This is a genomic window from Kitasatospora sp. NPDC091207 (assembly GCF_044768625.1).
Classification (GTDB): Bacteria; Actinomycetota; Actinomycetes; order Streptomycetales; family Streptomycetaceae; genus Kitasatospora.
The window spans coordinates 135467-159262 of sequence record NZ_JBIVVS010000016.1; the positions used below are offsets into that span (position 1 = coordinate 135467).

The 23796-nt window shown below is 72.6% G+C and carries 28 protein-coding genes; 16 read left to right on the forward strand and 12 right to left on the reverse strand.

Translation table 11 applies throughout. The annotated features are described in order from the left end of the window. Positions 1-288 precede the first annotated feature (288 nt). The 8 genes from ACIQTO_RS24955 to ACIQTO_RS24990 all read left to right on the forward strand — a co-directional run bounded on the left by ACIQTO_RS24955 (position 289) and on the right by ACIQTO_RS24990 (position 8904). Positions 289-1596 carry a glycosyltransferase family 2 protein gene (locus ACIQTO_RS24955; protein ID WP_402391962.1) on the forward strand — a complete coding sequence of 436 codons (1308 nt, stop codon included), beginning with the start codon at positions 289-291 and terminating at the stop codon, positions 1594-1596. Further along, positions 1593-2897: a nucleotide sugar dehydrogenase gene (locus ACIQTO_RS24960; protein WP_402391965.1), complete on the forward strand. Its 1305-nt coding sequence runs from the start codon at positions 1593-1595 to the stop codon at positions 2895-2897. The genes ACIQTO_RS24955 and ACIQTO_RS24960 overlap by 4 nt, the downstream gene beginning before the upstream one ends. Positions 2898-3032: 135 nt before the next feature. Beyond that, entirely contained in the window at positions 3033-4328 is a 1296-nt protein-coding gene (locus ACIQTO_RS24965; protein ID WP_402391967.1) for a DUF445 domain-containing protein, read from the forward strand. 116 nt (positions 4329-4444) lie between these two features. Further along, complete coding sequence (locus ACIQTO_RS24970; protein ID WP_402392163.1) at positions 4445-5464, forward strand: adenosine deaminase; 1020 nt, start codon at positions 4445-4447, stop codon at positions 5462-5464. Between the two features lie 212 nt (positions 5465-5676). Then, a complete protein-coding gene (locus ACIQTO_RS24975; protein WP_402391969.1) occupies positions 5677-6249 on the forward strand; it encodes a toxin-antitoxin system HicB family antitoxin in 573 nt (190 codons plus the stop codon). A gap of 119 nt (positions 6250-6368) precedes the next feature. Continuing rightward, the gene (locus ACIQTO_RS24980) at positions 6369-7208 is read left to right on the forward strand and encodes a DUF4097 family beta strand repeat-containing protein (RefSeq protein WP_402391972.1); all 840 of its coding nucleotides are present in this window, start codon (positions 6369-6371) and stop codon (positions 7206-7208) included. Further along, entirely contained in the window at positions 7208-8134 is a 927-nt protein-coding gene (locus ACIQTO_RS24985) for an ATP-binding cassette domain-containing protein (protein ID WP_402391975.1), read from the forward strand. Before ACIQTO_RS24980 ends, ACIQTO_RS24985 begins: the two co-directional genes overlap by 1 nt. Next, a complete protein-coding gene (locus ACIQTO_RS24990; protein ID WP_402391978.1) occupies positions 8131-8904 on the forward strand; it encodes an ABC transporter permease in 774 nt (257 codons plus the stop codon). Before ACIQTO_RS24985 ends, ACIQTO_RS24990 begins: the two co-directional genes overlap by 4 nt. 54 nt (positions 8905-8958) lie before the next feature. Here the strand turns inward: ACIQTO_RS24990 and ACIQTO_RS24995 are convergent, their stop codons facing one another. Both ACIQTO_RS24995 and ACIQTO_RS25000 read right to left on the reverse strand, forming a co-directional pair. After that, complete coding sequence (locus tag ACIQTO_RS24995; RefSeq protein WP_402391981.1) at positions 8959-9144, reverse strand: DUF397 domain-containing protein; 186 nt, start codon at positions 9142-9144, stop codon at positions 8959-8961. 3 nt (positions 9145-9147) lie between these two features. Further along, positions 9148-9960 (reverse strand): helix-turn-helix domain-containing protein, encoded by an 813-nt coding sequence (locus ACIQTO_RS25000; RefSeq protein ID WP_402391983.1) that lies wholly within the window; start codon positions 9958-9960, stop codon positions 9148-9150. A 314-nt stretch (positions 9961-10274) separates the two neighbouring features. On the opposite strand from ACIQTO_RS25000, the gene ACIQTO_RS25005 reads away from it, so the two are divergent. Then, positions 10275-10643: an ATP-binding protein gene (locus tag ACIQTO_RS25005; protein ID WP_402391985.1), complete on the forward strand. Its 369-nt coding sequence runs from the start codon at positions 10275-10277 to the stop codon at positions 10641-10643. Continuing rightward, positions 10640-10828: a hypothetical protein gene (locus tag ACIQTO_RS25010; RefSeq protein ID WP_402391988.1), complete on the forward strand. Its 189-nt coding sequence runs from the start codon at positions 10640-10642 to the stop codon at positions 10826-10828. Before ACIQTO_RS25005 ends, ACIQTO_RS25010 begins: the two co-directional genes overlap by 4 nt. A gap of 57 nt (positions 10829-10885) precedes the next feature. Here the strand turns inward: ACIQTO_RS25010 and ACIQTO_RS25015 are convergent, their stop codons facing one another. The 3 genes from ACIQTO_RS25015 to ACIQTO_RS25025 form a co-directional block, all read right to left on the reverse strand. Beyond that, entirely contained in the window at positions 10886-11314 is a 429-nt protein-coding gene (locus ACIQTO_RS25015) for a hypothetical protein (RefSeq protein ID WP_402391991.1), read from the reverse strand. Between the two features lie 165 nt (positions 11315-11479). Beyond that, entirely contained in the window at positions 11480-12250 is a 771-nt protein-coding gene (locus ACIQTO_RS25020) for a CDP-alcohol phosphatidyltransferase family protein (RefSeq protein ID WP_402391994.1), read from the reverse strand. Between the two features lie 161 nt (positions 12251-12411). Then, the gene (locus ACIQTO_RS25025; protein ID WP_402391996.1) at positions 12412-12843 is read right to left on the reverse strand and encodes a DoxX family membrane protein; all 432 of its coding nucleotides are present in this window, start codon (positions 12841-12843) and stop codon (positions 12412-12414) included. A 106-nt stretch (positions 12844-12949) separates the two neighbouring features. Here ACIQTO_RS25025 and ACIQTO_RS25030 point away from each other — a divergent pair, with 106 nt between their 5' ends. Continuing rightward, positions 12950-13504, forward strand: a complete 555-nt coding sequence (locus ACIQTO_RS25030; protein ID WP_402391999.1) for a TetR/AcrR family transcriptional regulator — start codon at positions 12950-12952, stop codon at positions 13502-13504. A gap of 56 nt (positions 13505-13560) precedes the next feature. Here ACIQTO_RS25030 and ACIQTO_RS25035 read toward each other — a convergent pair whose 3' ends face one another. The 5 genes from ACIQTO_RS25035 to ACIQTO_RS25055 all read right to left on the reverse strand — a co-directional run bounded on the left by ACIQTO_RS25035 (position 13561) and on the right by ACIQTO_RS25055 (position 17132). Further along, entirely contained in the window at positions 13561-14259 is a 699-nt protein-coding gene (locus ACIQTO_RS25035) for a YidC/Oxa1 family membrane protein insertase (RefSeq protein ID WP_402392001.1), read from the reverse strand. An 89-nt stretch (positions 14260-14348) separates the two neighbouring features. After that, positions 14349-14642, reverse strand: coding sequence for a DUF6412 domain-containing protein (locus ACIQTO_RS25040; RefSeq protein WP_402392004.1), 294 nt, complete (start codon positions 14640-14642; stop codon positions 14349-14351). A 79-nt stretch (positions 14643-14721) separates the two neighbouring features. Further along, a complete protein-coding gene (locus ACIQTO_RS25045) occupies positions 14722-15195 on the reverse strand; it encodes a hypothetical protein (protein WP_402392007.1) in 474 nt (157 codons plus the stop codon). A gap of 44 nt (positions 15196-15239) precedes the next feature. After that, on the reverse strand, positions 15240-16709 hold the full coding sequence (locus tag ACIQTO_RS25050; RefSeq protein ID WP_402392009.1) for a hypothetical protein: 1470 nt from the start codon (positions 16707-16709) through the stop codon (positions 15240-15242). A gap of 3 nt (positions 16710-16712) precedes the next feature. Further along, positions 16713-17132 (reverse strand): hypothetical protein, encoded by a 420-nt coding sequence (locus tag ACIQTO_RS25055; RefSeq protein ID WP_402392012.1) that lies wholly within the window; start codon positions 17130-17132, stop codon positions 16713-16715. A gap of 121 nt (positions 17133-17253) precedes the next feature. Here ACIQTO_RS25055 and ACIQTO_RS25060 point away from each other — a divergent pair, with 121 nt between their 5' ends. Both ACIQTO_RS25060 and ACIQTO_RS25065 read left to right on the forward strand, forming a co-directional pair. After that, positions 17254-17538 (forward strand): type II toxin-antitoxin system Phd/YefM family antitoxin, encoded by a 285-nt coding sequence (locus tag ACIQTO_RS25060; protein WP_380575388.1) that lies wholly within the window; start codon positions 17254-17256, stop codon positions 17536-17538. Continuing rightward, positions 17531-17953, forward strand: a complete 423-nt coding sequence (locus tag ACIQTO_RS25065; RefSeq protein ID WP_402392015.1) for a type II toxin-antitoxin system VapC family toxin — start codon at positions 17531-17533, stop codon at positions 17951-17953. Before ACIQTO_RS25060 ends, ACIQTO_RS25065 begins: the two co-directional genes overlap by 8 nt. 103 nt (positions 17954-18056) lie before the next feature. Here the strand turns inward: ACIQTO_RS25065 and ACIQTO_RS25070 are convergent, their stop codons facing one another. Further along, the gene (locus ACIQTO_RS25070; protein ID WP_402392018.1) at positions 18057-19160 is read right to left on the reverse strand and encodes a Gfo/Idh/MocA family oxidoreductase; all 1104 of its coding nucleotides are present in this window, start codon (positions 19158-19160) and stop codon (positions 18057-18059) included. A gap of 138 nt (positions 19161-19298) precedes the next feature. After that, a complete protein-coding gene (locus ACIQTO_RS25075; protein ID WP_402392020.1) occupies positions 19299-20318 on the reverse strand; it encodes a lytic polysaccharide monooxygenase in 1020 nt (339 codons plus the stop codon). A gap of 418 nt (positions 20319-20736) precedes the next feature. On the opposite strand from ACIQTO_RS25075, the gene ACIQTO_RS25080 reads away from it, so the two are divergent. The 3 genes from ACIQTO_RS25080 to ACIQTO_RS25090 all read left to right on the forward strand — a co-directional run bounded on the left by ACIQTO_RS25080 (position 20737) and on the right by ACIQTO_RS25090 (position 23665). After that, positions 20737-21516 (forward strand): HAD-IIA family hydrolase, encoded by a 780-nt coding sequence (locus ACIQTO_RS25080; RefSeq protein ID WP_402392022.1) that lies wholly within the window; start codon positions 20737-20739, stop codon positions 21514-21516. A gap of 96 nt (positions 21517-21612) precedes the next feature. Next, positions 21613-22791 carry a low temperature requirement protein A gene (locus ACIQTO_RS25085; protein WP_402392024.1) on the forward strand — a complete coding sequence of 393 codons (1179 nt, stop codon included), beginning with the start codon at positions 21613-21615 and terminating at the stop codon, positions 22789-22791. 196 nt (positions 22792-22987) lie between these two features. Further along, positions 22988-23665, forward strand: a complete 678-nt coding sequence (locus ACIQTO_RS25090; protein ID WP_402392166.1) for a uracil-DNA glycosylase — start codon at positions 22988-22990, stop codon at positions 23663-23665. Positions 23666-23796 lie beyond the last annotated feature (131 nt).

Below are 23796 nucleotides of genomic sequence, written 5' to 3' on the forward strand. Positions count from 1 at the left end.
GTGCGGCCGGCCCGGCGCCGGGCCGGCCGCACACCCCCGGGGCTCGGCGGCGGAGGCGACGTCCGCGCGTAGTCCGCGCGTACGGGCGGCCGGTCGTCCGTACGTTCCCCTGGCGTCACCTGTGCGGGTGGCGGACGTGACTCCTTGGCGTGTCACCGAGTTGACCTTGTCATCGCTCGGCGACCCGCGAAGCGCCCGGTGACCCGCGAAGCGCTCGGCGAACGCCCGGCGACCTCGTACCGCTCGGCGAACGCCCGGCGACCTGTGCAACCGGAGGGGCAGCGACCGATGACCGTACCCGACGTGACCGTGGTGATCGCGGTCTACAACACCATGCCGTACCTGACGGCCTGCCTGGACTCGCTCGTCGCGCAGACCATCGGGCCGGCACGCATGGAGGTGGTCGCGGTCGACGACGGTTCGACGGACGGCGGCGGCGCGCTCCTGGACGAGTACGCCGCCCGGAATCCGGGCCTCTTCACCGTGCTGCACCAGGCCAACTCCGGTGGCCCGGCCGCGCCGACCAACCGGGGGCTGGCGCTGGCCCGCGGCCGGTACGTGCTCTTCCTCGGCGCCGACGACTGGCTCGGCACCGAGGCGCTGGACCGGATGGTGGCGGCCGCCGACACCTGGGAGTCGGACATCCTGATCCCCCGGCAGATCGGGGTGAACGGGCGGCTGGTGCCGCAGGGCATCTTCGGTGCCACGGCCGCCTCGGTCGGTTTCGAGGACTCCGCGCTGGCCTGGGCGCTCGCCGACACCAAGCTGTTCCGGCTGGACCTGATCAGACGTCACAATCTGGCACGGAACGAGGACTTGAAGGTCTACTCGGACCAGCCCTTCACGCTGGCGGCCTGTCTGCGGGCCCGCCGGATCTCGGTGCTCGCCGACTACGACTACTACCACCTGGTGCTGCGCGAGGACCGGGGCAACGTCACCCAGCGGGCCGGCGCGCCGGACCGGCTGCGCGGGGTCGCCGCCGTGCAGTGGGTCGCCGCCGAACTCGCGACCGAGGGAGGGCAGTTGGACGCCATCCGGGCCCGGCACTTCGGCTGGGAGGTGCCGCAGCTGCTCCAGGCCGGCTTCCTGCTCCACCCCGAGGAGCTGCAGGAGGAGATCCGCGCCGGGGTGGCGGCCCTGGTGGAGCGGTTCGGCGCCCGCGAGGTGTACGACCGGCTGGCGGTGGGCGACCGGCTGCGGCTCGAACTCGCCGTCGCCGGGCGGCTGGACGCGCTGCGCGACCTGATCCGCTACGAGGCGGCGCACGGGGATCCGCCGGTGGTCGTCGACGGGCGCCGGCACTACGCCGGCTACCCGGCGTTCCGGGCGGCCGGGCTCGGGTTGCCCGACGAGCTGTTCCTGCTCGCCGAGGCGCCCGCGCCGGACGAGGGCGCGGGGGCCGGGGAGGCGCCCGCACGGGACGGTGAAGGGTCCCCGCCGGGCGCGCCGCCCGGTCCGCCGCCGGTCACGCTGGTGCAGCAGGTCTGGCGCGGCGCCGTGCCGGTCCAGGTGCGTCGCCGGCTGCGCCGTTACCCGGCCTGGCGGCGGCTGACCGACGCCGTCCTCGCCGGCGGCGCGAACGGAGACCGACGGTGAGCGGGCTCGACATCTGCGTGGTCGGCCTCGGCAAGCTCGGCCTGCCGCTCGCCGTCCAGTTCGCCGCCAAGGGCCACCGGGTGGCCGGCGCCGACATCTCGCCCGAGGTCGTCCGCTCGGTGAACGAGGGCCGGCCGCCGTTCCCCCGGGAGGCCGGCCTGGACGAGGCGCTCAAGCGGGTGGTGGCGGAGGGCCGGCTGCGCGCCACCACCGACACCTCGGCGGCGGTCGCCGGGGCGGAGGCCGTCGTCCTGGTGGTCCCGCTGGTCACCACCGCCGACGGCACCCCGGACTTCACCCTGCTCGACGCCGCCACCGACGCCGTCGCCGCCGGGCTGCGCCGCGGCACCCTGGTCAGCTACGAGACCACCCTGCCGGTCGGGGTCACCCGCGGCCGCTGGGCGCCGCGACTGGCGGCCGGCTCCGGGCTGACCCCCGGGCGGGACTTCGCGCTGGTCTTCAGCCCGGAGCGGGTCCGGACCGGCCGGGTCTTCGCCGACCTGCGTCGCTACCCCAAGCTGGTCGGCGGCATCGACCGGGCGGCCGGGCGGCGCGGCGTCGAGTTCTACCGCGAGGTGCTCGACTTCGACCCGCGCCCCGACCTGCCCCGGCCCAACGGGGTCTGGGAGTTGGAGTCCGCCGAGGCCGCCGAGTTCGCCAAGCTCGCCGAGACCACCTACCGGGACGTCAACATCGCGCTCGCCAATCAGTTCGCCCGCTACGCCGACCGGGTCGGGGTGGACTTCGCGGCCGTCGCCGACGCCTGCAACTCCCAGCCGTTCAGCCATCTGCACCGGCCGGGTGTCGCGGTCGGTGGCCACTGCATCCCGGTCTATCCGCGGCTCTACCTGTGGAACGACCCCTCGGCGACGGTGGTCCGGGCCGCCCGCGAGGCCAATCTGGCGATGCCCGGCTACGCGGTCGGGGTGCTGGACGGCGCGCTGGAGGGCGGTGTCGACGGGCAGGGCGTGCTGGTGCTGGGCGCGTCCTACCGGGGCGGGGTGAAGGAGACGGCGTACTCCGGCGTCTTCCCCCTGGTGGAGGCGCTGCACGCGGCCGGTGCGCGCCCCTATGTCGCCGACCCGCTGTACCGGTCCGACGAGCTGGTGGCGCTCGGTCTGCCGCCGTACGGAGGCGAGCCGTTGGCGGCCGCGGTGCTGCAGGCGGACCACCCCGAGTACCGCGAGCTGGCACCGGCCGACCTGCCGGGCGTCCGGGTCCTGTTGGACGGCCGTCGCTGCACCGACCCGGGGCGCTGGGACGTGGCGGGGGTGCGGCGGATCGTCCTCGGGGGCGCGTAGCGGCGGGTGGGCGCGGTGTGTGGGTGGGTGCTGTGGCGGGTTCGCGCTGCTCCGGGGGCGCGCGGTCGCACGTGCCCGGCGCGTACAGGTGGGCCGCGCCCTCCGCCCGCGCCGGGCAACGGGCAGACTGGCGGGGTGAGTGACGATGCCTTCAGCGGGACCGGGCCCGGAGTCCGGTTCACCGCGGCCGACGAGGAGAAGAGACGCGGCGTCCGCCGGATGAAGACCATCGCGACCGGCCTGCTGGCCTTCGCGAGCCTGGTCTTCGCCCTGGCCACCTGGGCGAAGGCGGCCGGTGCCGGCGCCTGGGCGGGCTATCTGGCCGCCGCCGCCGAGGCGGGCATGGTCGGCGCGCTCGCCGACTGGTTCGCCGTGACCGCGCTCTTCCGCCGCCCGTTCGGCCTGCCGATCCCGCACACCGCGATCATCCCGACCAAGAAGGACGCCTTCGGCAAGTCGCTCGGCGACTTCGTCGGCGACAACTTCCTCTCCGGCCAGGTGGTGCGCGGCCGGCTCGCCGCGCTCGGCATCGCCCGGCGGCTGGGGGAGTGGCTGGCCGCACCCGGCAGCGCCGAGCGGGTCACCAAGGAGGCGTCGGCGGCGCTGCGCGGCATCCTCGCGGTGCTGCGCGACGACGACGTGCAGGCGGTCGTCGGCGAGGCGGTGACCAGGCGGGCCGCCGCCACCTCGGTCGCCGAGCCGATGGGCCGGATGCTCGGCAAGGTGGTCTCCGACGGCGGTCACCACGGTGTGGTCGACCTGGTCGCCGTCCGGGTGCACGACTGGCTGACCGAGAACCACGAGGAGGTCGTCCAGCGGGTCACCCAGAAGACCCCGGGCTGGACGCCGAAGTTCCTCGACCACCAGGTCGGCGAGCGGGTCTACAAGGAGCTGATGCGGTTCGTCACCGACATCCGGGACGACCCGAACCACGCCGCGCGCGGTGCCATCGACAACTTCCTCGCCGACTTCGCCACCGAGTTGCAGACCGATCCGGCCACCATCGCCCGGGTCGAGCGGGCCAAGGCCGACCTGCTGGTCCGCCCCGAGGTGCAGGACCTGATCGCCTCCACCTGGGCCGCCGTCCGCGGCCTGGTGCTGAACGCGGCCGAGGACGAGGACAGCGAGCTACGCCGGCGCATCCGCGACGGCGTGCGTGACTTCGGTGCGCGCCTGGCGACCGATCCCAAGCTCCAGGCCAAGGTGGACGGCTGGCTCCAGGACGCCGCCCAGTACCTGGTCGACACCTACCGGACCGAGATCACCTCGCTGATCTCCGAGACCGTGGCAGGCTGGGACGCGGACGACGCCTCCCGCAAGATCGAGGCGAACGTCGGCCGCGACCTGCAGTTCATCCGGATCAACGGCACCGTGGTCGGCGCCCTGGCGGGGCTGCTGATCCACACCGTGGCGGTCGCCCTCGGGGGGTGAGCCCCCGGGTGTGCCTATTCTTGCGGACACCACCGATACGCGCGTAGAGGAAGTAGGGCACCACCGTGGTCCAGCCGGACGGAAGTCGGATCGGAAACCCCGTTCAGAACCGGGGCATCGAGGCGTTCATCGCCGGCATGCCCAAAGCAGAACTGCACGTCCACCACGTCGGCTCGGCCTCGCCCCGGGTGGTCGCCGAGCTGGCGGCCCGCCACCGCGGCCAGTCCAAGGTGCCGGTCGACCCGGCCGCCCTCGCCGAGTACTTCACCTTCACCGACTTCGCCCACTTCATCGAGGTCTACCTCAGCGTCGTCGACCTGATCCGTGACGCCGAGGACGTCCGCGCGCTGACCTACGGCGTCGCCGAGGACATGGCCCGGCAGAACATCCGGTACGCGGAGCTGACCGTCACGCCGTACTCCTCGGTCAGCCGGGGCATCCCCGACGTCGCCTTCATGGAGGCCATCGAGGACGCCCGGGTGCGGGCCGAGAAGGAGCTCGGCGTCGTGCTCCGCTGGTGCTTCGACATCCCCGGTGAGGCCGGTCTGGCCGCCGCCGAGGAGACCGCCCGGCTCGCCGTCGACCTCGCCCCCGAGGGCCTGGTCAGCTTCGGCCTCGGCGGCCCGGAGATCGGCGTGCCGCGCCCGCAGTTCAAGCCGTACTTCGACCGGGCCCGGGCGGCCGGTCTGCGCAGCGTCCCGCACGCCGGCGAGACCACCGGCCCCGAGACGGTCTGGGACGCCCTGCGGGTGCTCGGCGCCGAGCGCATCGGCCACGGCACCCAGGCCGTGAAGGACCCGGCCCTGCTGGACTTCCTCGGCGAGCACCGGATCGCCCTGGAGGTCTGCCCGACCTCGAACATCGCGACCCGTGCGGTCGAGCGGATCGAGGAGCACCCGATCCGGCAGATGGTCGACGCCGGCCTGCTGGTCACCGTCAACAGCGACGACCCGCCGATGTTCGGCACCGACCTCAACACCGAGTACGCGGTGGCGGCCCGGCTGCTGGACCTGGACGAGGCGGGCGTCGCCGGGCTGGCGCGCAACGCCGTGGAGGCCTCCTTCCTGGACGCGACCGGCAAGGCCCGGATCGTCGGCGAGATCGACTCCTACCTGGCCGGGTGGGACAAGGGCTGAGCTCCTTCGCGGGCACCGCACTGCACTGCACTGCACCGCCCTGCACCGCCCCGTCGGCCTCGGCCGGCGGGGCGGCGCCGTTTCGGGGCGGCGGTCCCTCCCCGGGGCGGTGCCACGGCCGGCGCCGGGCGCGCCGCTCGCGGTCAGGGGTGGTGCCAAAGTGGCGCCATTAATGCCTCGACGTGGCGCCATCGCTGTGCCATGCTGAGGCCATGGACCTCACGCCGTACGTGGATAACCTCCGGAACGAACTCGCGGTGGCTGCCGCCGCCGGCGGGGACGAAGCCCGCGCGCTGGCCGAGCGGCTGACGCTCCCGTTGGACTCGGCCGTGCGGCTCACCCTGCTCAACGCGCTGTCGGCCGCCATGGGCGAGGTCACCCGCGACCTCGCCCCGGGCTCGGTGGACGTGCGGCTGCGCGGGCTCGATCCGGAGTTCGTGGTGACCGTGCCGCCCGGCTCCGGTGGCTTCCACCGTGAGGTGCCGTCGATGGTGCCATCCATGGCACCATCGGCGGTGCCGCCCATGGTGCCGTCGGTGCCCCCGGGGGCACCGGAACCGGACGAGACAGGCACCGCCCGGATCAACCTTCGGCTGCCCGCGCACCTCAAGGCCCGGGCGGAGGAGGCCGCCGGACAGGAGGGCCTGTCCCTCAACGCCTGGCTGGTCCGTGCGGTCGCCGGCGCGGTGGAGGGTGGTCAGCCGGGCGTCCGCCCGGCAGCCGACTCCGGTACCCGCGCCCCGCGCGGCAGCGGCGGCCAGAGCTTCACCGGCTGGGTTCACTGACACCTCCGCGGCTCTCGCGCCGTCCGGGCCGTTCGCACCTTCCAGACCCTCGCACCTTCCACGTCACCCCCGCTCCGACCAGCGGGAACACCCACACGAGTCAAGAGGACGGGACAGCCATGCCTACGTTCGAGACCGACGGACCGATCTCCGCCTCCTTCGAGTTCGAGATCGGCGCGGTGTGGATCACCGCCGGCAAGCGCACCGACGCCGTGGTCGAGGTCCGGCCCGCCAACGCGGCCAGGGAGGCGGACGTCAAGGCCGCCGAACTGACCCAGGTCGACTTCTCCAGCGGTCGGCTCACCCTCAAGGGCCCCAAGCAGCGCACCGTGTTCTCCAACAAGAAGGGCGCGATCGAGGTCCTGGTCGAGCTGCCGGCCGGTTCGCAGGTGCACGCCGATTCCCCGATGGCGGACTTCGTGGCCGAGGGCCCGCTCGGGGACTGCCGGCTGAAGACCTCCATGGGCCGGGTCCAGGTGGACTGGGCCGAGAGCGTCCGGCTCAAGACCGACCACGGCGACATCCGCTTGGGCCACGTCGCCGGGGACGCCGAGGTGTCGGGCTCCGGCCGGATCGAGATCGGCACCGTCGGCGGAGCGCTGACGGTCAAGAACAGCAACGGCGACACCGAGATCGAGGAGGTGACCGGCGAGCTGACCGGCAACGCCTCCAACGGCCGGATCCACGTCGGCCGTGCCGGGTCGGGCGTGGACGCCAAGACGGCGAACGGCCACCTCCGGGTCGGCCGGGTGGTCCGCGGCAGGATCAGCCTGCAGACCGGCGTCGGGGACGTGGAGGTCGGCATCGCGGAGGGTACGGCCGCCTGGCTCGACGTGCACAGCAAGTTCGGCGGCGTCCGCAACACCCTCGGCGAGGCGCAGGGCCCGGGCGACGCCCGGGAGACCGTCGAGGTCCTCGGTCGTACCCAGGTCGGCAACGTGATCGTCCGGAGGGCCTGATGGCCGCGATCTCGGCGATCGGACTCACCAAGTCCTACGGGGACAAGCAGGTGCTGAAGGGCGTCGACCTGGAGATCCCGGCAGGCACGGTGTTCGCTCTGCTCGGGCCGAACGGGGCCGGGAAGACCACCACCGTGGAGATCCTCTCCACGCTGATCCCGGCCGACGGCGGGGTGGCCCGGGTGGCCGGGTGCGACCTGGTTCGCGAGGCCGACGGCGTGCGTGCGGCGATCGGGGTGACCGGGCAGTTCTCGGCGGTGGACAACCTGCTCACCGCCGAGGAGAACCTCATGCTGATGGCTGACCTCAACCACCTCCGCCGTCGGGAGGGGCGGAGGCGGGCCGAGGACCTGCTGGCGCGGTTCGATCTCACCGAGGTCGCCCGCAAGCCCGCCACGACCCTCTCCGGAGGCATGCGGCGCAAGCTCGACCTGGCGATGACACTGGTCGGCGACCCGAAGGTGATCTTCCTGGACGAGCCGACCACCGGGCTGGACCCGCGGAGCCGGCGGACGATGTGGGAGACCATCGAGCGGCTGGTCGGCGACCACGGGGTGACGATCTTCCTCACCACCCAGTACCTGGAGGAGGCCGACCGGCTCGCCGACCGGATCGCCGTCCTGGACGGCGGCCGGATCGTCGCCGAGGGCACGGCCGAGGAGCTGAAGCGGATCGTCCCCGGCGGGTGGATCCGGCTCCACTTCTCGGACGGCGCGCAACTGGGCGCGGCCGCCGCGCTGTTCGACTACGCGACGGCGGAGGTCGAGGCCCTGCGGCTGGACATCCCCGGCGACAACTCGGTGGTCACCGTGAAGGCGGTGCTCGACGCGCTCGACAACGCCTCGGTGCGAGCGGAAAGGCTGGTCGTGGAAACGGTCGACCTTGACGACGTCTTCCTCGCCCTGACCGGGGAGGGGGCCCGATGAGCGGGACGTACGTGGTCGGTGACTCGCTGACGATGCTGCGGCGCAACCTCAAGCACGCCCAGCGGTACCCGTCGCTGACCTTCGCGGTCGTGATGATGCCCGTGATGATGCTGCTGCTGTTCAACTACGCGTACGGCGACGCACTTGGCACCGGAATCGGAGGCGGCGACTACATCGACTACGTGACGCCCGGCATCCTGCTGATGGCGGCGACGTCCGGGGCGTTGGTGACGGCGATCGGCGTCTGCGTCGACATGACCGAAGGCATCGTCAACCGCTTCCGGACGATGGCGATATCGCGCTCGGCGTTCCTGACCGGGCACGTGGTCGGTAGCGTGCTCCAGACGGCGATCGGCCTGGTGCTCGTGCTCGCCGCCGCCCTCGCGATGGGCTTCCGGCCGAACGCCAGCCCGGTGGAGTGGCTCGCCGCCGCAGGCCTGCTCGTCTTCGTCACGCTGGCGCTGACCTGGCTGTCGGCCGGCATCGGCCTGGTGGCGAAGACACCGGAGAGCGCGAGCAACATCCCGATGCCGCTCCAGTTCATGCCGTTCATCGGCAGCGCGATCGTCCCGCCGGATTCGATGCCCACGGCACTGCGGTGGTTCGCGGAGTACCAGCCCTTCACCCCGATCATCGAGACGCTGCGGGGGTTGCTGATGGGCACGGAGATCGGCGGGAGCGCGGTGGCCGCCCTGGGCTGGTGCGTGGCCCTGACGGGGGTCGGCTACCTCTGGGCCCGGCGCACGTTCTACCGGACGGCGCGACGGTAGGCCGCCCGACGCACAGGCTCGGCCCTCCGCGCACGCGCGGAGGGCCGAGCTGTTCTACACGTCGAACTCGCCGTTGCGGATGCCGGCGACGAGGTCGCGCCATTCGTCGGTGGTGAGTTGGGCGATGGAGGAGGGGTGGAGGCTGCTGCGGAGGTAGACGGCGTCGGGGGTTATGGCTACCTCGGGGCAGTTGTTGGAATCGGCGCAGAAGGACGGCCGAGCCCAAGACAGGATTTCCATAGCTTAGATTTCCTTCTTGATGCGCGTGATCAGGTCGCGTGACTTTTCTGCGGAAAGCGATCGCTCGATCATCCGCTCTATGATCTGGGAGTAGTTGTCGACCTGGTTCTTCTCGTGGAGGAACACGGGCCCGCCAACTGCGTCGAGCTGCACGGTGTCCAGGCGGGGAACTGGACCCTTCGTGTGAACAATGGCTTGACCGGCGCCCTTGAAACCATCGGCGTCGAAGCTGACCACATGGACCGTGACGTGTGAAAGATGCGAGAGTTCCAGGATCCTGTCCAGCTGCTTCCGTGCGACCTCACGTCCCCCGAAGCGCATCCTGAGCGCTGCCTCATGAACTACCGCGGTATAGGGGTGGGCGTCTTTGGCCATGAGGAGTTCGGACCGGTAAACACGGTTCTCTACGCGAGATTCGAGGAGGCGGGGCCTCAAGGGCGGGTAGGCATCCTGGAAGATCGCGCGGCTGTACTCCTCGGTCTGCATGGAGCCCGGAGGATGGCACACCTGGTAGGTCATCATGCCTTCGGCGAAGTACTCAAGCTCGGACATGTCGAGGAAGCCGGTGGGAACTGAGCCGCGGTACTCCTCCCACCAGCCCTTGTGCCGCTCACCTGCCATGCGCGCGAGTGCCTCGGTGTACTCGGTGTCGCTTTCCTCGTAGTCGGCGGCGAGGGCACGCACCCGGTCAGGGGTGACCGGGTAGTAGCCCTTCTCGATCTGCGTGATCTTCGTTCTGTCGAGGCCAAAGAGGGCAGCTGCCTGGGCGGTTGTGCGGCCGGCGCAGTCTCGCATCTTGCGCAGCTCGATGCCCAACCGTTCCTGCCTGGCTGTTGGGGTGGCGCGTGGTGGCATGGGTCAAGCATCTCTGCGGACGGTCAATCAGTCCAGCTGCTTTTGGTGGCACGTGTTTTCTCGATCGCGTGGCACGTGTGAGCTTCTGTGCTCTACAGTCTGTGATGCACCGCTCACCGAACGGGTTGTCAGTAACGCCAGCCCCTCGGGCAGTTGGTACCGGCTGCCCAGGCACCGAAGAGCACTCGTAACGCGGCGTCGCCTGCTCCGCGACGGGCTTGCTCACGGCGACACCCTCACCGGTGTGCCCCACCTACACCGCAGGGAGAATCCCCGTGTGTAACTGCATCCTCAACTCCTCGACCATCGCCCTCGCCCGTGAGTCCCTGCGCGCCGCCATGGCGCGCGCCGGGTGGGACTTCGAAACCATCGCCGACGCCGAACTCGCGCTCGCCGAGCTCGTCGTGAATGCGTGGCGGCACGGCCGGACGTCCTCGCCGGTCGTCCTGGTCCTGATCCTCGGCCGTACGCTCCGGGTCTCGGTCAGCGATGACAGCACCGAGTTCCCCGAGCAGCGCGAGCCCTGCGAGTTCGCGGAGTCCGGGCGCGGTCTCCGGCTCGTCCAGGGCCTCACCCACCGCTGGGGGACCGAACCCCGCAAGCACGGCAAGTCCGTCTGGTTCGAGCTGGACGCGGCCGCGTGACCATCGAGGGGCTCGGGTTCCTGGTGCTGATCATCCTCGCGGCCGTCGTCGGCGCCGTCTGCCGACTGCGCAGCGAAGAGGTCAACGGCCCCGGCCGCGAGCATGATCGTGAGATCGACCGTGCCGACCGCCTCCCGGTCGAGCCGGTCGCCATACCCCGCTGGGCGCTGTCCTCCGAGCGGTGAACCAGCGGGTCGCGCCCCGTCGCACGGGGCGCGACCGCTCGGGGGACGGGCCCGCGACTACAGACTCGTGTGCGGGCCGGGCTTCCCGGTGAAGGGGAAGAGCGGATAGCCCTCGAAGCACCGTCCGTCGGGCTGGAAGTAGGGCCACTCCATCCCCACCCGGTAGATCGCCGTGAGGGCGACGGCGGCGAGCACCGGCGCAAGCCGGTTGACGGTCCGGCCGCCCGGGAGCGGGTGCGTCTGCAGGACGGCTTGGAGAAGAGCGAGGGTGACGGTCATCGCCAGCCAGACCGCCGGCACCGTGCCGAAGTTCAAGCCGATGTTGTTGCTGAAGTTGTTCCCGAGTGGGCAGTCGTTCCAGGCCTGAATCGTCAGCCACGTGCCGACGACCACGCCGGCGGCGGCCAGCGCGGGTGCGAGGAGGTACCGGCCGCAGCTGCCGCGGGCGGCGGTGGTTTCCTGGTCCGGATGCTCTGACGTCTCCAAGGTTCGTCCCCCCGGTTGCGAGCGGCCGGGGTGCCGCTCGCAGTCAGCCACGCCGGACTTGGTGCTCACGGTTGCGGCCCGTCGGCCGAGCGTTCGGGGTCAAGGGGCCGGCCGACCGTCCGCCTTCGGCCGCCCGGTCATCGGCGGATCGAACGGCTCCGCTGCTCAGCGCAGCCTGGAGGAGGAGAGGATCGACGCGAGGTGGGCGACCACCATGCCCCAGGTGATCACCGCGAGCGCGGCGAGCGCGATGCGGGTCGGTCCGATGTTCCCGACCGCCGCGTCCGCGACCGCGGTGGCCAGCAGGACCAGCGAGGCCTCGATGCCGTTGGTCACCCGGTGGATCTTGAAGATCGAGGCGAGCCGGCGGGCTGTCGCGATGCCCTGCGAGCGCGGCTGGGTCGACTCCTCGTCGGCCGGCAGGAGGCCGCTGCGGGCCCGGGCCACGTCCACCAGGTCTGTCGAAGCCTTCAGCAGGACCACGCCCAGTGCGGTGGCCAGCCCGACCGAGATCCACAGGTCGGACCCGCCGCGGGCCACCCGGACGCCCGCGCCGATCATCAGCGCCGCGTCGGCCAGGTACGCGCCGAGCCGGTCGACGTAGACGCCCGCCGTGCTGAACTGCCGCTTCCAGCGGGCCACCTCGCCGTCGACGCAGTCGAAGAGGAGGAAGCCCTGGAACAGCAGGGCCGCCAGGATCGCGCCCGTCAGCCCGGGGATCAGCAGGGCGGCTCCGGCGCCGACGCCGCAGACCACCATCACCCAGGTCAGGGTGTTCGGCGAGACCGGGGTGCGGACCAGCTGCCGTGTCGTCCGCAGCGAGATGTCCCGCATGTAGAGGCGCCCCGCCCAGTGTTCGCCGTTGCGGCTCTGCAGTTTGGCCTGCGGCTGGCAGACCTCCCGCAGTTCGGCCAACCCCGGGGCAGCGACCTTCACGAATTCCTCCACCTGTCCGGCCGGACTCAGAAACGATCAAAGGCTACGGCCTGCCGTGACGATGGTCCGGGGCGGGGCTCCGATGTCGCGATGTCCCGCCGGCGCGGAGGTGCGGCGGTGCGGCGGTGCGCGGTCGGCCCGCGAAGGTCGGCCCGCGAAGGTCAGCCCGCGAAGGTCAGTGCGGCGGCCGCGACGAACAGCACCTGCAGGGCGGTGCGGGGGCCGATGGGGGTGACGCCGGGCAGTCGGCGCCGGGCGGCCGAGACGTTCGCCGGGAACATCGCGATCATCATGAGGATCAGACCGGCGGACGCCCACCGGGTCGTCGCCGGGACGAGGACCAGGACGGCACCGGCCAGTTCCAGCAGGCCGGTCAGCGTGATCAGCAGCTCCGGCTGGGGCAGGCCGGGCGGGACCATGGCGACGAGTCCGGTCCGCAGGCGCGGGAAGAAGTGCGCGAACGCGGTGAGCAGGAACATCGCGGCCAGTCCGACCCGCAGGGCGGGGTGCCAGCCGTCGAGCATGTCCACACCCGCCAGTCCGGCCAGGCGGGCTGCCAGGAATCCGGCGACAAGAGCGATCAGGGGTGCCATCTCGGCCTCCGAGGGTGCGGGGTGGTGCCCTGCGCACAGGGCATCTTGACACCATCAAGTTAGGTGCGGCCGAGCAATCTTGTCAATGACAAGTTATGATCGGAGCATGTCTGCCCAGCCCTATCACCACGGTGACCTGAGGAATGCCCTGCTCGCCGCGGCCGCCGAGGCCATCGAACAGAGCGGGCCCGCCGCACTGAGCCTGCGCGAGCTGGCCCGCCGGGCCGGCGTCTCCCACGCCGCCCCCGCCCACCACTTCGGCGACAAGGCGGGACTGCTCACCGAGCTCGCCGCCCAGGGGTACGAGCTCCTCGCCGCCGCGGTGCGGGCCGCCGGGCCGGACCTGGCCGAGGCGGGGATCGCCTACGTCCGGTTCGCGGTCGGGCACCGCGCCCACTTCACGGTCATGTTCGAGCCCGGCCTCTACCACCCGGACGACCCGCACCTGTCCGCCGCCCGGGCCCGCGCCGACGAGGCCCTCTCCGCCGCGCTCGCGGCGTCCGCCCCCCAGCCCGCGCGGGAACACGAGCTCAAACTGGCGGCCTGGTCGATCGTCCACGGCTTCGCCCAGCTGTGGAACAGCGGGAGCCTGGCCGACCGCGCCGGGGAGGACCCGGCGACGATCGCCCGCGCGGTGATCGGCAACCTGCTGCGCGCCTGACCCGCCCGGCGGCGGGCGGTCACCCACCCGCCGCCGACCCGTGCGGCGCGCGCGGGTCAGATCAGGGCCACCGCCGACACCGGAGCGGTCCCGCCCCGGTGCAGCCAGGCACGCTCGGCGGCCGACCAGGCGGACGTGGTCAGCAGGTAGACCGCGGCGGCCAGCGGCACTAGCGCCGCGAACAGCACGGTGCCGAACGACAGGTACGGCAGGAACGACATCCCGGGCTGCGCGGCCTGCTGGGGAGCGGCCGCCTGCGCCCGACGGGCCCGGCGGAAGTTGCTGTAGGCCACGGCGGCCAGCCCCGCGTACAGCAGGCCGAACACCACCCACTGCGCGGCGTCCTGCGCGGTGCCCACGTGCAGACCGAGCGGGACACCGAACAGCGTGTGGCCGAGCAGATCGTTCGGGGTGGTGAACAGCCGGTACATCACCGAGAAGAACGGGATCTGCACCAGCATCGGCAGGCACCCCGCGAACGGCGACGCCTTCTCCTCCCGGTACAGCTCGGCGAGCGCGGCCTGGAGCTTCTCCGGCTTGCCCTTGTGCTTGCGGTTCAGCTCGGAGATCTTCGGCGCGAGCCGAGCCCGCGACTTCTCCCCGCGCGCCGCCGCCCGCGCCAGCGGGTGCAGGGCGAGCCGGACACAGACGGTGAACAGGACGATCGCCAGCGCCGTCGGCACCAGCTGAGCAAGGGTGGCGACGACATCGTGGGCCAGGCCGACGGCCGGGTCGAGCACTGCGAAAACGGACATGGTGGAGCGAGCCCTCCGGGGTCTCAACGTCTCAGGACATGAGTGATCTACGGAGGACGGCCGCGTCGACGGCGGTGGAGAGGTCGGTGTTACGCGGCCGCCGGGGCCGCGCCCGGGGCCCTGGGGCGTCGCCGGCCCCGGGCGTCGGGATCACGTTGCGAGAGGAAGGCCGTGCGGAACGCGCGTCGCCGCAGCGTCCCGTCCCGTACGGCGGCCGGGGCCCGTGCGCCGAGCAGCCGTGCGGTGACCAGCGTCCCCGCGACCGCTCCGGCCAGCAGCACCACGGCCGCGGTGGCGGCCACCGAGGTCAGCGTCCCACCGTCGGTGAGCACCTCCCCGGTCAGCACCCGGAGCAGCCCGAGCAGCATCGCGACCAATCCCACGGCATGCTCCTCTCCCGCGCTCCGGACCTACCGACGTTCAGACGTTGAGGACGATGGTACGGCCTCCGGAGTTCCCGGGTCAGGGGATGTTCGCGGCGTAGACCCAGACCTGGGTGAACCCGTCGCCCCCGGTGGCGAGCCAGACGGTGGTGGCGACGGCCTCGTGCGCGGGAGGGAGGGACTCGAAGGTCCCCTCCCGCAGCGGGAGCGATCCCGTGGGATCGGGTGCGCCCGCACGACGGAACCCGGTGAGAGCGGGGCCGGCCGGAGAACTGCCCTCGGTCCACTGTCCGACGCCGAGCCCTGCGGTGAATCCGTCCACCCCGTCCTGCGGCAGCCGGAAGGAGAGAACGGCCAAGTCGTCCTGAAGGCCGTTCTGGTACCCCCATCGGACGTCGACGGCCGAGGCGGGAACGGTGAGCCGGGCGAAGTCGGTGACCTGTGAAGACGCGACACGCGTGTCCCAGCCGGAGCTCCTCTCCGACGCGGAGGACGTCCACAGGGAAAGCCCGAGGAGAGCTGCTGCCAGCGCCGCTCCGATGAGCACGAGCACGACGAGGACGCCAGGGCGCCGTCGCTTCCGGTCGGGGAAGGTGCTCACCGAGGCTGCCTTCCCGGGTCGGCGAGGGTGCCGTCCTGGCCGGCAGGTCGGGTACCGGCACCGGCGGGTACGAGAGGAGCCCCGTCACCCACGGTCCGGGTCGACGTGGCGCTCCGACCCCTGATGTCGTACTCCTGGGCCAAGCCGCTCTGGTGCAGCTTGGCCATGTCCTGGTCGGTGATGTTCATGCCCGCGATGTCGGTCGACTTGTCCTTGTCCCAGTTGTACCGGTCCCAGACGTTGACTTGGTACTGCATGGAGACGGTGGGGTTCCCGTCCGGTCCGGGGGCCACGGTGACCAGGCCGGAGACGACACAGGCCTGGCTCCCCACGGCCGTGAACCAGTTCGATTGCGTGCTCTGGTCGAACGTGTAGTCGTTGGTCCTGTTGCGGTCGGTTTCCACCGGGACCGCGACCGGTGCGCCACCTGCCTTCCGGTAGGCGTCCAGGGCGGTGTTCCGCCAGGTGGCGTCATTCCTGGCGAGCATTCCCTCGATGTGCGTCCGAAAGCTCGGGTCGTCCCGCAACATGCGGTCCACGTCCACGGTCAGCGGTCGACCGCTGCCGTCGAGGTAGTGCTGCATATGACGGGCCGCGTCCTCCTGGCCGGAGAACGTACCGCCGGCGGCCAGGCCCTGGGCCATCGCCGCGATGCGAAGCTCCTCCATGCCGGGCTCCCGGACCTTGAACGGTCCTGCCCCGTCGTTCGGCGCGCTCCACCGGTAGGTCGGATCCAGCACCCCCGCGTCGACCAGCCCCGTCGGGTCCATCCTCATGAGCTCTGCCCGGACGGCGGGGTCGACCGTCGCCCACCAGGCCGGTACGTCCTCGCGGCCCTTCGGCATGCCTACCGCACCCATGACGTCGGCCCGGGCGCCGGCCACGGCATTCGAGCGCGTCGCCGGGTTGACCTCGTCGGGGTTGACCGCGCGCAATGCCGCGGCTGCCGTCGCGTCGGCCTCGGTGGCCGCCGCGACCGCCTTGCGCATCGCGTCGACGCAGCCGTTCAGCTCGGTCCACCGTCGCTGCCGGTAGGCGATCGCGTCGGGGTCGTTGCGTTCCTCCGCCGGGAGGGCGGGGAGCGTGACCGTGCCGTCCTCGGCCACGGTCGCGCCCAGTGCCTCGGCGTCCGCGATCGCCCGGAGCAGGTGCTGTCCGGCTTCGGCGAAGGAGGACTTGGCGCGGCGCAGCGCGGCGGTGACGGCGAGCGCCTCGTAGTGGAAGGCGCTCAGTTCCTCGGCCAGGAGCCCGATCTCCCGGGCGGCCTCGTCGGCGGCCGCACCGCTCCAGGGGCGGTGGCCGGCGGGGGAGAACGCGTACGGTCCGGCGCCGGTGAGGGGCTGGAGGATTCCGGACCGCACCTGGGCGCCGACCTGTTCGACGTGGCCGGAGACGCTGTTCCAGGTGTCGCCGGCCCGGTCCAGTGGCTCGAAGGCGGCGTGGCGCAGCTGCGCGAAGGTGACCACGGCTCACGGCGCCTTGAACGGGGCGGCGGCGGCGCTGTCGGCGGCCCGGTAGCCGGCGGCCGTGGCCTCCAGGCGGTCGGCGGTCAGGCCGAGACGGTTGTCCATGCTGGTCCAGCGGGCCTTCCACCAGGCGAGGACCTGCGCCAGCGCGGCTCCCGAGCCCCAGCCGTCGGCGAGGGCCCGCACGGCCGCGGCGGTGTCCGCCTCGACGTGGCCGATGGAGTACCTGAGCTCGCCCTGGAGGTGCCGGGCAACGCCGGCGGCCTGCCGGAGCGCGGCCGGTTCCACGTGCACCGCGGTGTCGGCCGCCGCCGTGCCGGACCACGGGCCGGTGCCGCCGGCCGTGCCCGGGACGTCGGCCGACGGCGGCCTGTCCTGGCCGTAGAGCCAGGGATTCTGCCGCGCCTCGGTGGTGTCGGTCATCCAGAGCCCCCTCGGTCCGATGAGTCGATGGTCGGACGTTAACGCACCGTCCTTCCGCGCGTGGGGGATTGCCGATTCGCGCGCCGTAGCCAGCGGTGCTACACGGGGCTACCTTGGAAGGATGAAGACGATTACCCAGCGGGAGTTCCGGAACAACTCCGCCGCGGTGATGGACGCGGTGGAGGCGGGCGAGACCTTCCACATCACCAGGAACGGGGTCGAGGTCGCGGAGCTGCGGCCGGTCGCGGAGCGGCGGCGGCTCACGGCGGAGGAGCTGGTGGCGCGGCACGTGAAGCTGCCGCGGGTGGACTACCAGCAGATGCGCAAGGAGGCCGAGGAGTACTTCGGTCCCGAGGAGCTGGTGGGGGACGAGGGCGACGACCCGTTCGAGCGGCGGCGTGGCTGAGCGGCGAAGGGCGTCCCGGCGGCGGCCGGCCGGGGTGCTGGACACCTGTGTCTACATCGATCTGGCGCTGCTCAATCCGGCCGAACTGCCGGCCGTCCCGGAGCTGACCGCGATCACCTTCGCCGAGCTGCAGCAGGGCGTCTCGATGGCCCGGGACGCGGTGAGCAGGGCGGCGCGGCTGGAGGTGCTGGGCGCGGCGATGGCCGACTTCGACCCGCTGCCCTTCGACGCGGCCGCCGCGGCCCGGTACGGGACGCTGGTCACGCTGACCATCGCCGCCGGGCGCCAGCCGCGCCCGCGCCGGATCGACCTGATGATCGCGGCCATCGCCTCCGCGCACGGGCTGCCGCTGTACACGCGCAACGTGGCGGACTTCCGGGGGCTGGGCGCGGCCGTGGAGATCGTCGGGATCTGACCGGTCGGGCGGATGTCCCCGCTCGGGACCGCGCTCCCACGCGATTCCGGCCGGGGCCGGGCGGGGGAGGAGCGGTCCTCGCGCGGGAGGGGGCCGGCGTGGCTCAGTCGAGCCGGACGGTCGTGCCGGTGGCGGCCGAGGTGCGGGCGGCCTCCAGGACGGAGAGGGTGGCGACGGCGTCGTGCGGGTCGACCGGTGGCGGGGTGCCCGGGGAGGCCAGGGCGGCCGCGATGCCCGCGTAGAAGGCGGGGTAGTCGCCCGGGTCGGTGGGGAGGGTGGTCGCGGACCCGTCCGTGCCGAGGGTGCCGTACTGGGAGGGCTGGTCGGCACCCCACGGGGCACCGGCGCGGCCGGTCCCGTCCGGGCGGTGGCCGGCGCGGAGGTCCGCCTCCTGCGGGTCCATGCCCGACTTCACGTATCCGGCGGTGTCGCCCAGCACCCGCAGCCGGGGGCCGGCCAGCGGGGTGATGGCGCTGGTCCACAGGTGCGAGCGGGTGCCGGAGGCGTGGGTGAGGGCGAGGAAGGCGTCGTCGTCGACCACCGCGCCGTCCCGGCGGACGTCGATCTCGGCGTAGACCGTCTCGACCGGGCCGAACAGGGCGAGCGCCTGGTCGACCAGGTGACTGCCCAGGTCGTACAGCGTGCCGCCGACCTCGGCCGGGTCGGCCAGCTCGCGCCAGCCCGCCTTGGGCTTCGGCCGGAACCGCTCGAACCTGGACTCGAAGCGGTGCACCCGGCCGAGCGTGCCCTCACGGACGAGGCGGGCGGCGGTGAGGAAGTCGCCGTCCCAGCGCCGGTTCTGGAAGACGGAGAGCAGGACGCCCTGGGACTCTGCCAGCGTGCAGAGTCCCAGGGCGTCGGCGGCGGTGGCGGCCAGCGGCTTGTCCACGACGGTGGCCAGCCCGGCCCGCAGCGCGGCCCGTGCCAGCGGGACGTGGGTGCGGTTGGGGGAGGCGATCACGATCAGGTCGAGCGCGTCCGGGTCGGCGAGCAACTGCTCCGGGGTGTCGACGGCGCGGGCGCCGGGGTGTTCCTGGTGCAGCTGGGCGCGGCGGTCGGGGTTGGCGGTGACCACCGCGTCCAGCCGGAGCCCGGGGGTGCCGGCGATCAGCGGGGCGTGGAAGGCGGAGCCGGCCAGACCGTAGCCGATCAGGCCGACCCGGAAGGGGCCGTCGTGCTGGCGGGGAGGGCGTGAGGAGGGGCTCATGCGCCTTACTCAATCACGCTGTGCCCGATTGGCCCCGGTTTCGCGGCGGCCTCGTGACCGGCCGTCGGAGGGCGGGACCTGGCTTCGGCGGCCCGGCCCGGGGCGGGGCGGGCGGGTCCGGGTCGAGCGGGCCCGGGGTCAGCGGGCGTGTGCGCCGGGGGTGCGGCGGCGCTGGCGGTGGACGACGGTGACGGTGGCACCGGCGAGAAGGAAGGCCGAGCCGATCGAGGCGAGGGTGCCGAGGGAGCGGTCGGAGCCGGTCCGGGCGAGGTGCTCGGGCGGGTCGGCCTGGGTGGGGGCTTGTGCGGCGGCCTGCGCGCCGGCCTGGGGGGCGGGCGTGGCAGGCGTGGTGGGCGACGCCGGCGCGGGGGCGGCTCCGGCGGGCGGTGTCGAGCCGGGAGCGGTGGCGGCGGCGGGCGCGGGGGTGGCCGCCGCCGGGGCTGTGGTGTGGTCGTGCCCGGCGGGGTGCCCGGACGCCGGGGTCACACCGCCCGGTGCCGTCGCGGGTGCGGTGCCGGAGCCGTCGAAGACCACATCCGAGCAGGAGTAGAACGCCTCCGGGCTGTCCGAGCGCTGCCAGATCGCGTAGATCAGCTGGCGTCCGGTCTTCCCCGCCGGCACCTTGCCGGGCAGCACGTACGAGCCGTCCGTCAGCTGCGGGTCGGTGACCGTGAGGAAGGGCTGAGGCTCCAGGTTCGCCCAGGTCAGCGGCTTGGTCGGGGAGTAGCTGCTGTTGGTGACGAAGAGTTGGAAGGTGCCCTTGTGCGGCGCGGTGGCGCGGTAGCGGAAGGTGAACGCCGACCCGGCGGTGAGGTTCGTGGCGGGCCAGTCGGCGCGCGGCAGGTCCAGGCCCTTGTAGGTGTCCGACCCCGCGCCGCACAGCCGGCCGTCCGGGATGAGCTCGCGGTGGCGCCCGGCGGCGTCACCGATCCGCAGGCTCATCCAGTCGTACAGGGCGGCCGTGCCCCCGGCGGCCACGGCCGCCCGGCAGGCCGCCGACTCCGGGTGCTCGGCGCCCTCCAGGTAGCAGCCCTCGATCCGGCTGAGCGGGTTCTGCATCGAGCCGTGTGCGACGGCGGGGCCGCCACCGAGTCCGACGGTGAGGCCCGCGGCGGCGAGCGTGAGGACGGCGGCGGGGAGGCGGCGGCGCACGCGCATGGTGAGGGGACTCCTTCGAGGGAGCGGGGTGAGGGTGGTGGCGTTCACGCTAGCCCGGTGGCGCGGCCGTGCTGAGGGGCGATCAGAGCGGTTAGGGGCGGCTTAAGGAGCCGTTGAGGCGTGGGTGCTCGGAGCGCGGTCGCGCGGCCGACCGGCAGCGCGGGGGTGGCCGGCGCGCGCTCCGGACGGCCCGCGCGAGGGCCCGCCGGGGCCCGTCGGACGTTCCGGTGGGCGGGACGTACTGCCGTCGGGCTGGTGTGCGGATTAGGCTGTGCCCCGTTGGGGCAGCCAGCAGTACCCCCGGCGGTCCGGTGTCCCGAGGTGGGTCCGGCCGGTGGGAGGCGCAACGGTGACGGCGGTGCGCCGCAGATTTCGTACGACCATCGCAAGACGTTGCAAGACTTCGGGAGACACGCACGTGGCAGACCGCAAGCCCATCGAGTCCTGGCTGACCGACATGGACGGGGTCCTCATCCACGAGGGCACGCCGATCCCCGGCGCGGAGGAGTTCCTGCGCCGGCTGCGGGAGTCCGGCAAGCCCTTCCTGGTGCTGACCAACAACTCGATCTACACCCCGCGCGACCTCAGCGCCCGCCTGGCCGGCATGGGCCTGGAGGTGCCGGAGGAGTGCATCTGGACCTCGGCCCTGGCCACCGCGAAGTTCCTCAAGGGCCAGCGCCCGGGCGGCACCGCGTACGTGATCGGCGAGGCTGGCCTCACCACCGCGCTGTACCAGGCGGGCTACGTGCTGACCGACAACAACCCGGACTACGTCGTCCTCGGCGAGACCCGCACCTACAGCTTCGAGGCGCTCACCAAGGCGATCCGCCTGATCAACCAGGGCTCCCGCTTCATCTGCACCAATCCGGACGAGACCGGCCCCTCCACCGAGGGCGTGCTGCCGGCCACCGGCTCGGTCGCGGCGCTGATCACCAAGGCGACCGGTGTCGAGCCGTACTTCGTCGGCAAGCCCAACCCGCTGATGATGCGCGAGGCGCTGAACTCGGCGGGCGCCCACTCGGAGACCGCCGTGATGATCGGCGACCGGATGGACACCGACATCGTGGCGGGCATGGAGGCCGGCATGGAGACCATCCTGGTGCTCACCGGCCTCACCGCGGCCGCCGACGTGGAGCGGTTCCCGTACCGGCCGACCCGGGTCGTCCAGTCGATCGCGGACCTGGTCGACCTGGTCTAGCCTCTGCTCTGATGATTCGGGCCCTGCCCCGGCCGACGGCCGGGGCAGGGCCCTTCCGTTGTGTGCGCCTGTTGCGTATGCGGAGGAGGGGGCGGGATGAGTTCGGCGGGGGAGCCGGTGCGGGAGTCCACCGACGAGAAGCGGGTGACCTGGGCGGAGCTCTACTTCGACCTGGTCTTCGTCTTCGCGATCACCCAGGTCTCCGGTCTGCTGCACCACCACCACGACTGGGGCGGGGTCGCCCGGGCGCTGGTGGTGTTCGTCCCGGTGTACTGGTGCTGGGTGGGCACCACCGTGCAGGCCAACATCCGCGACGTGGACACCCCGAGGGACCGGCTCGGCATCCTCGCCGTCGGGCTGGCCGGCCTCTTCATGGCGCTGGCCGTGCCCGGCGCCTACGAGGGCCGGGGCGTGCTGCTCGGCGCCGGGTACTGGGCGGCCCGGGTGCTGCTGCTGGTGCTGCTGATCCGCGTCCCGGGGGTCTGGCGCGGGCCCTACGGGGTGGGCGTGCTGGTCAGCGGGCCGCTGCTGTTCGTGGGCGGGCTGCTGCCGGAGGGTCCGCGGCTGGTGCTGTGGGCGCTGGGCGCGCTCTGCGACCTGTCCGGTCCGGTGGTGTTCCGCAACCGACTGGCCGCCGTGGCGTACCACCCGTCGCACATGCCGGAGCGGTTCGCGCTGTTCCTGCTGGTGGCGCTCGGCGAGTCGATCGTCGGGATCGGCGCCACGGCTGCCGGCGTCCGCCTCGACGCGGCCGAACTGCTCGCGGTGGCGGCGGCGTTCACCATCTCCTGCGGGCTCTGGTGGCAGTACTTCGTCTACGCGGCGGACGCCATGCGGCACGCCGTGACCGTCGCCGACTCGCGCCGGGACGTCATCCGACGGGTGTTCCAGTACGGCCACCTGGCACTGGTGGCCGGGGTGATCGCGGTCGCGGTCGGCTTCGGCGAGACCGTGGCCGACCCGCGGCAGGCGCTCGGCGCGGGCTCGGTGGCGCTGCTGTACGGGGGCTGCGGGCTCTATCTGCTGACCTTCGGCTACACCCGGTGGATGATGTTCCGCGCGGTGTCGACCACCCGGATCGTGGCGGCGGTGGTGGTGCTGGGCCTGGCGCCGGTGATGGTGCGGCTGCCGGCGATCGTGGTGCTGGTGGTGCTGGCGGTGTCGGTGGTGACGCTGAACGTGGTCGAGCACGTCCGGGTGGGGCGGGCCGCGGCGTCGACGGCCGCGGGGGCTTCGGTGGCCCCGACGGAGGTACCGGTGGCTTCGGCGGAGTGAGTTGTCGGTGGGGCTGTGTAGCGTTCGGTGTGCAAAGAGGGGCGTGTGGCGCGAGGGTTGCCGTACGCCGGAGGTCGGGGCGGTGCGGCGGTGAGCGGCCGTCCGGTGGGAGGTTGATGTCGTGACGGACACGGTCGAGGCAGGCGTGGTCGAGACGGGCGAGGTCGAGACGGTCGGAGCTGGAGCCGGCGGCGGGCTGGAGCTGCCGGAGTCCTGGCGCGAGGTGCTGGGCGCCGAGACGGAGAAGCCGTACTTCGCCGAGCTGGCGGCCTTCGTGGCGGGTCAGCGCGCGGAGCACCAGGTCTTCCCGCCGAGCGGGCAGGAGTTCTCGGCGCTGGAGGCCACGCCGTACGAGAAGGTCCGGGTGCTCGTCCTCGGTCAGGACCCGTACCACGACGACGGCCAGGCGCACGGCATGAGCTTCTCCGTGCTGCCGGGCACCAGGACGCCGCCGTCGCTGCGCAACATCTTCAAGGAGCTGGACGCCGACCTGGGCATCCCCGCCCCGGACAACGGCTACCTGATGCACTGGGCCGAGCAGGGCGTCCTGCTGCTCAACGCGGTGCTCACGGTGCGGGCGCACGAGGCCAACTCGCACAAGGCCAAGGGCTGGGAGAAGTTCACCGACGCGGTGATCAAGGCCGTGAGCGCGCGCGACGAGCCGGTGGTCTTCGTGCTCTGGGGCAACTACGCCAAGAAGAAGCTGCCGCTGATCGACACCACGAAGCACGTGGTGGTCCAGGGCGCCCACCCGTCGCCCCTCTCCGCCAAGCTGTTCCTCGGCAGCCGCCCGTTCTCGCAGATCAACGAGGCGCTCGACGGTTTCGGTGTCGACCCGATCGACTGGCAGGTGCCGAACCTGAAGCAGGGCTGACCGGCACCCGGGGCGGCACCGACCCGCGCGAGGGGGCCGACACCCGGTCCACTCACCGCCGCCCGCTGTTCACCGGCCTCGGCCGTCGGTCGGTACCCGGTGTGCGAAGCTGGGTGCCGACCCGGTCGTCG

Coding starts and splice junctions, on each gene's coding strand:
- ACIQTO_RS24955 (WP_402391962.1), top strand. CDS start 289: ATGACCGTACCCGACGTGACCGTGGTGATCGCGGTCTACAACACCATG.
- ACIQTO_RS25070 (WP_402392018.1), bottom strand. CDS start 19,160: ATGAGCCCCTCCTCACGCCCTCCCCGCCAGCACGACGGCCCCTTCCGG.
- ACIQTO_RS25055 (WP_402392012.1), bottom strand. CDS start 17,132: ATGACCGACACCACCGAGGCGCGGCAGAATCCCTGGCTCTACGGCCAG.
- ACIQTO_RS24995 (WP_402391981.1), bottom strand. CDS start 9,144: ATGGAAATCCTGTCTTGGGCTCGGCCGTCCTTCTGCGCCGATTCCAAC.
- ACIQTO_RS25085 (WP_402392024.1), top strand. CDS start 21,613: ATGAGTTCGGCGGGGGAGCCGGTGCGGGAGTCCACCGACGAGAAGCGG.
- ACIQTO_RS25075 (WP_402392020.1), bottom strand. CDS start 20,318: ATGCGCGTGCGCCGCCGCCTCCCCGCCGCCGTCCTCACGCTCGCCGCC.
- ACIQTO_RS24975 (WP_402391969.1), top strand. CDS start 5,677: ATGGACCTCACGCCGTACGTGGATAACCTCCGGAACGAACTCGCGGTG.
- ACIQTO_RS24985 (WP_402391975.1), top strand. CDS start 7,208: ATGGCCGCGATCTCGGCGATCGGACTCACCAAGTCCTACGGGGACAAG.
- ACIQTO_RS24980 (WP_402391972.1), top strand. CDS start 6,369: ATGCCTACGTTCGAGACCGACGGACCGATCTCCGCCTCCTTCGAGTTC.
- ACIQTO_RS24990 (WP_402391978.1), top strand. CDS start 8,131: ATGAGCGGGACGTACGTGGTCGGTGACTCGCTGACGATGCTGCGGCGC.
- ACIQTO_RS25035 (WP_402392001.1), bottom strand. CDS start 14,259: ATGTCCGTTTTCGCAGTGCTCGACCCGGCCGTCGGCCTGGCCCACGAT.
- ACIQTO_RS25030 (WP_402391999.1), top strand. CDS start 12,950: ATGTCTGCCCAGCCCTATCACCACGGTGACCTGAGGAATGCCCTGCTC.
- ACIQTO_RS25025 (WP_402391996.1), bottom strand. CDS start 12,843: ATGGCACCCCTGATCGCTCTTGTCGCCGGATTCCTGGCAGCCCGCCTG.
- ACIQTO_RS25060 (WP_380575388.1), top strand. CDS start 17,254: ATGAAGACGATTACCCAGCGGGAGTTCCGGAACAACTCCGCCGCGGTG.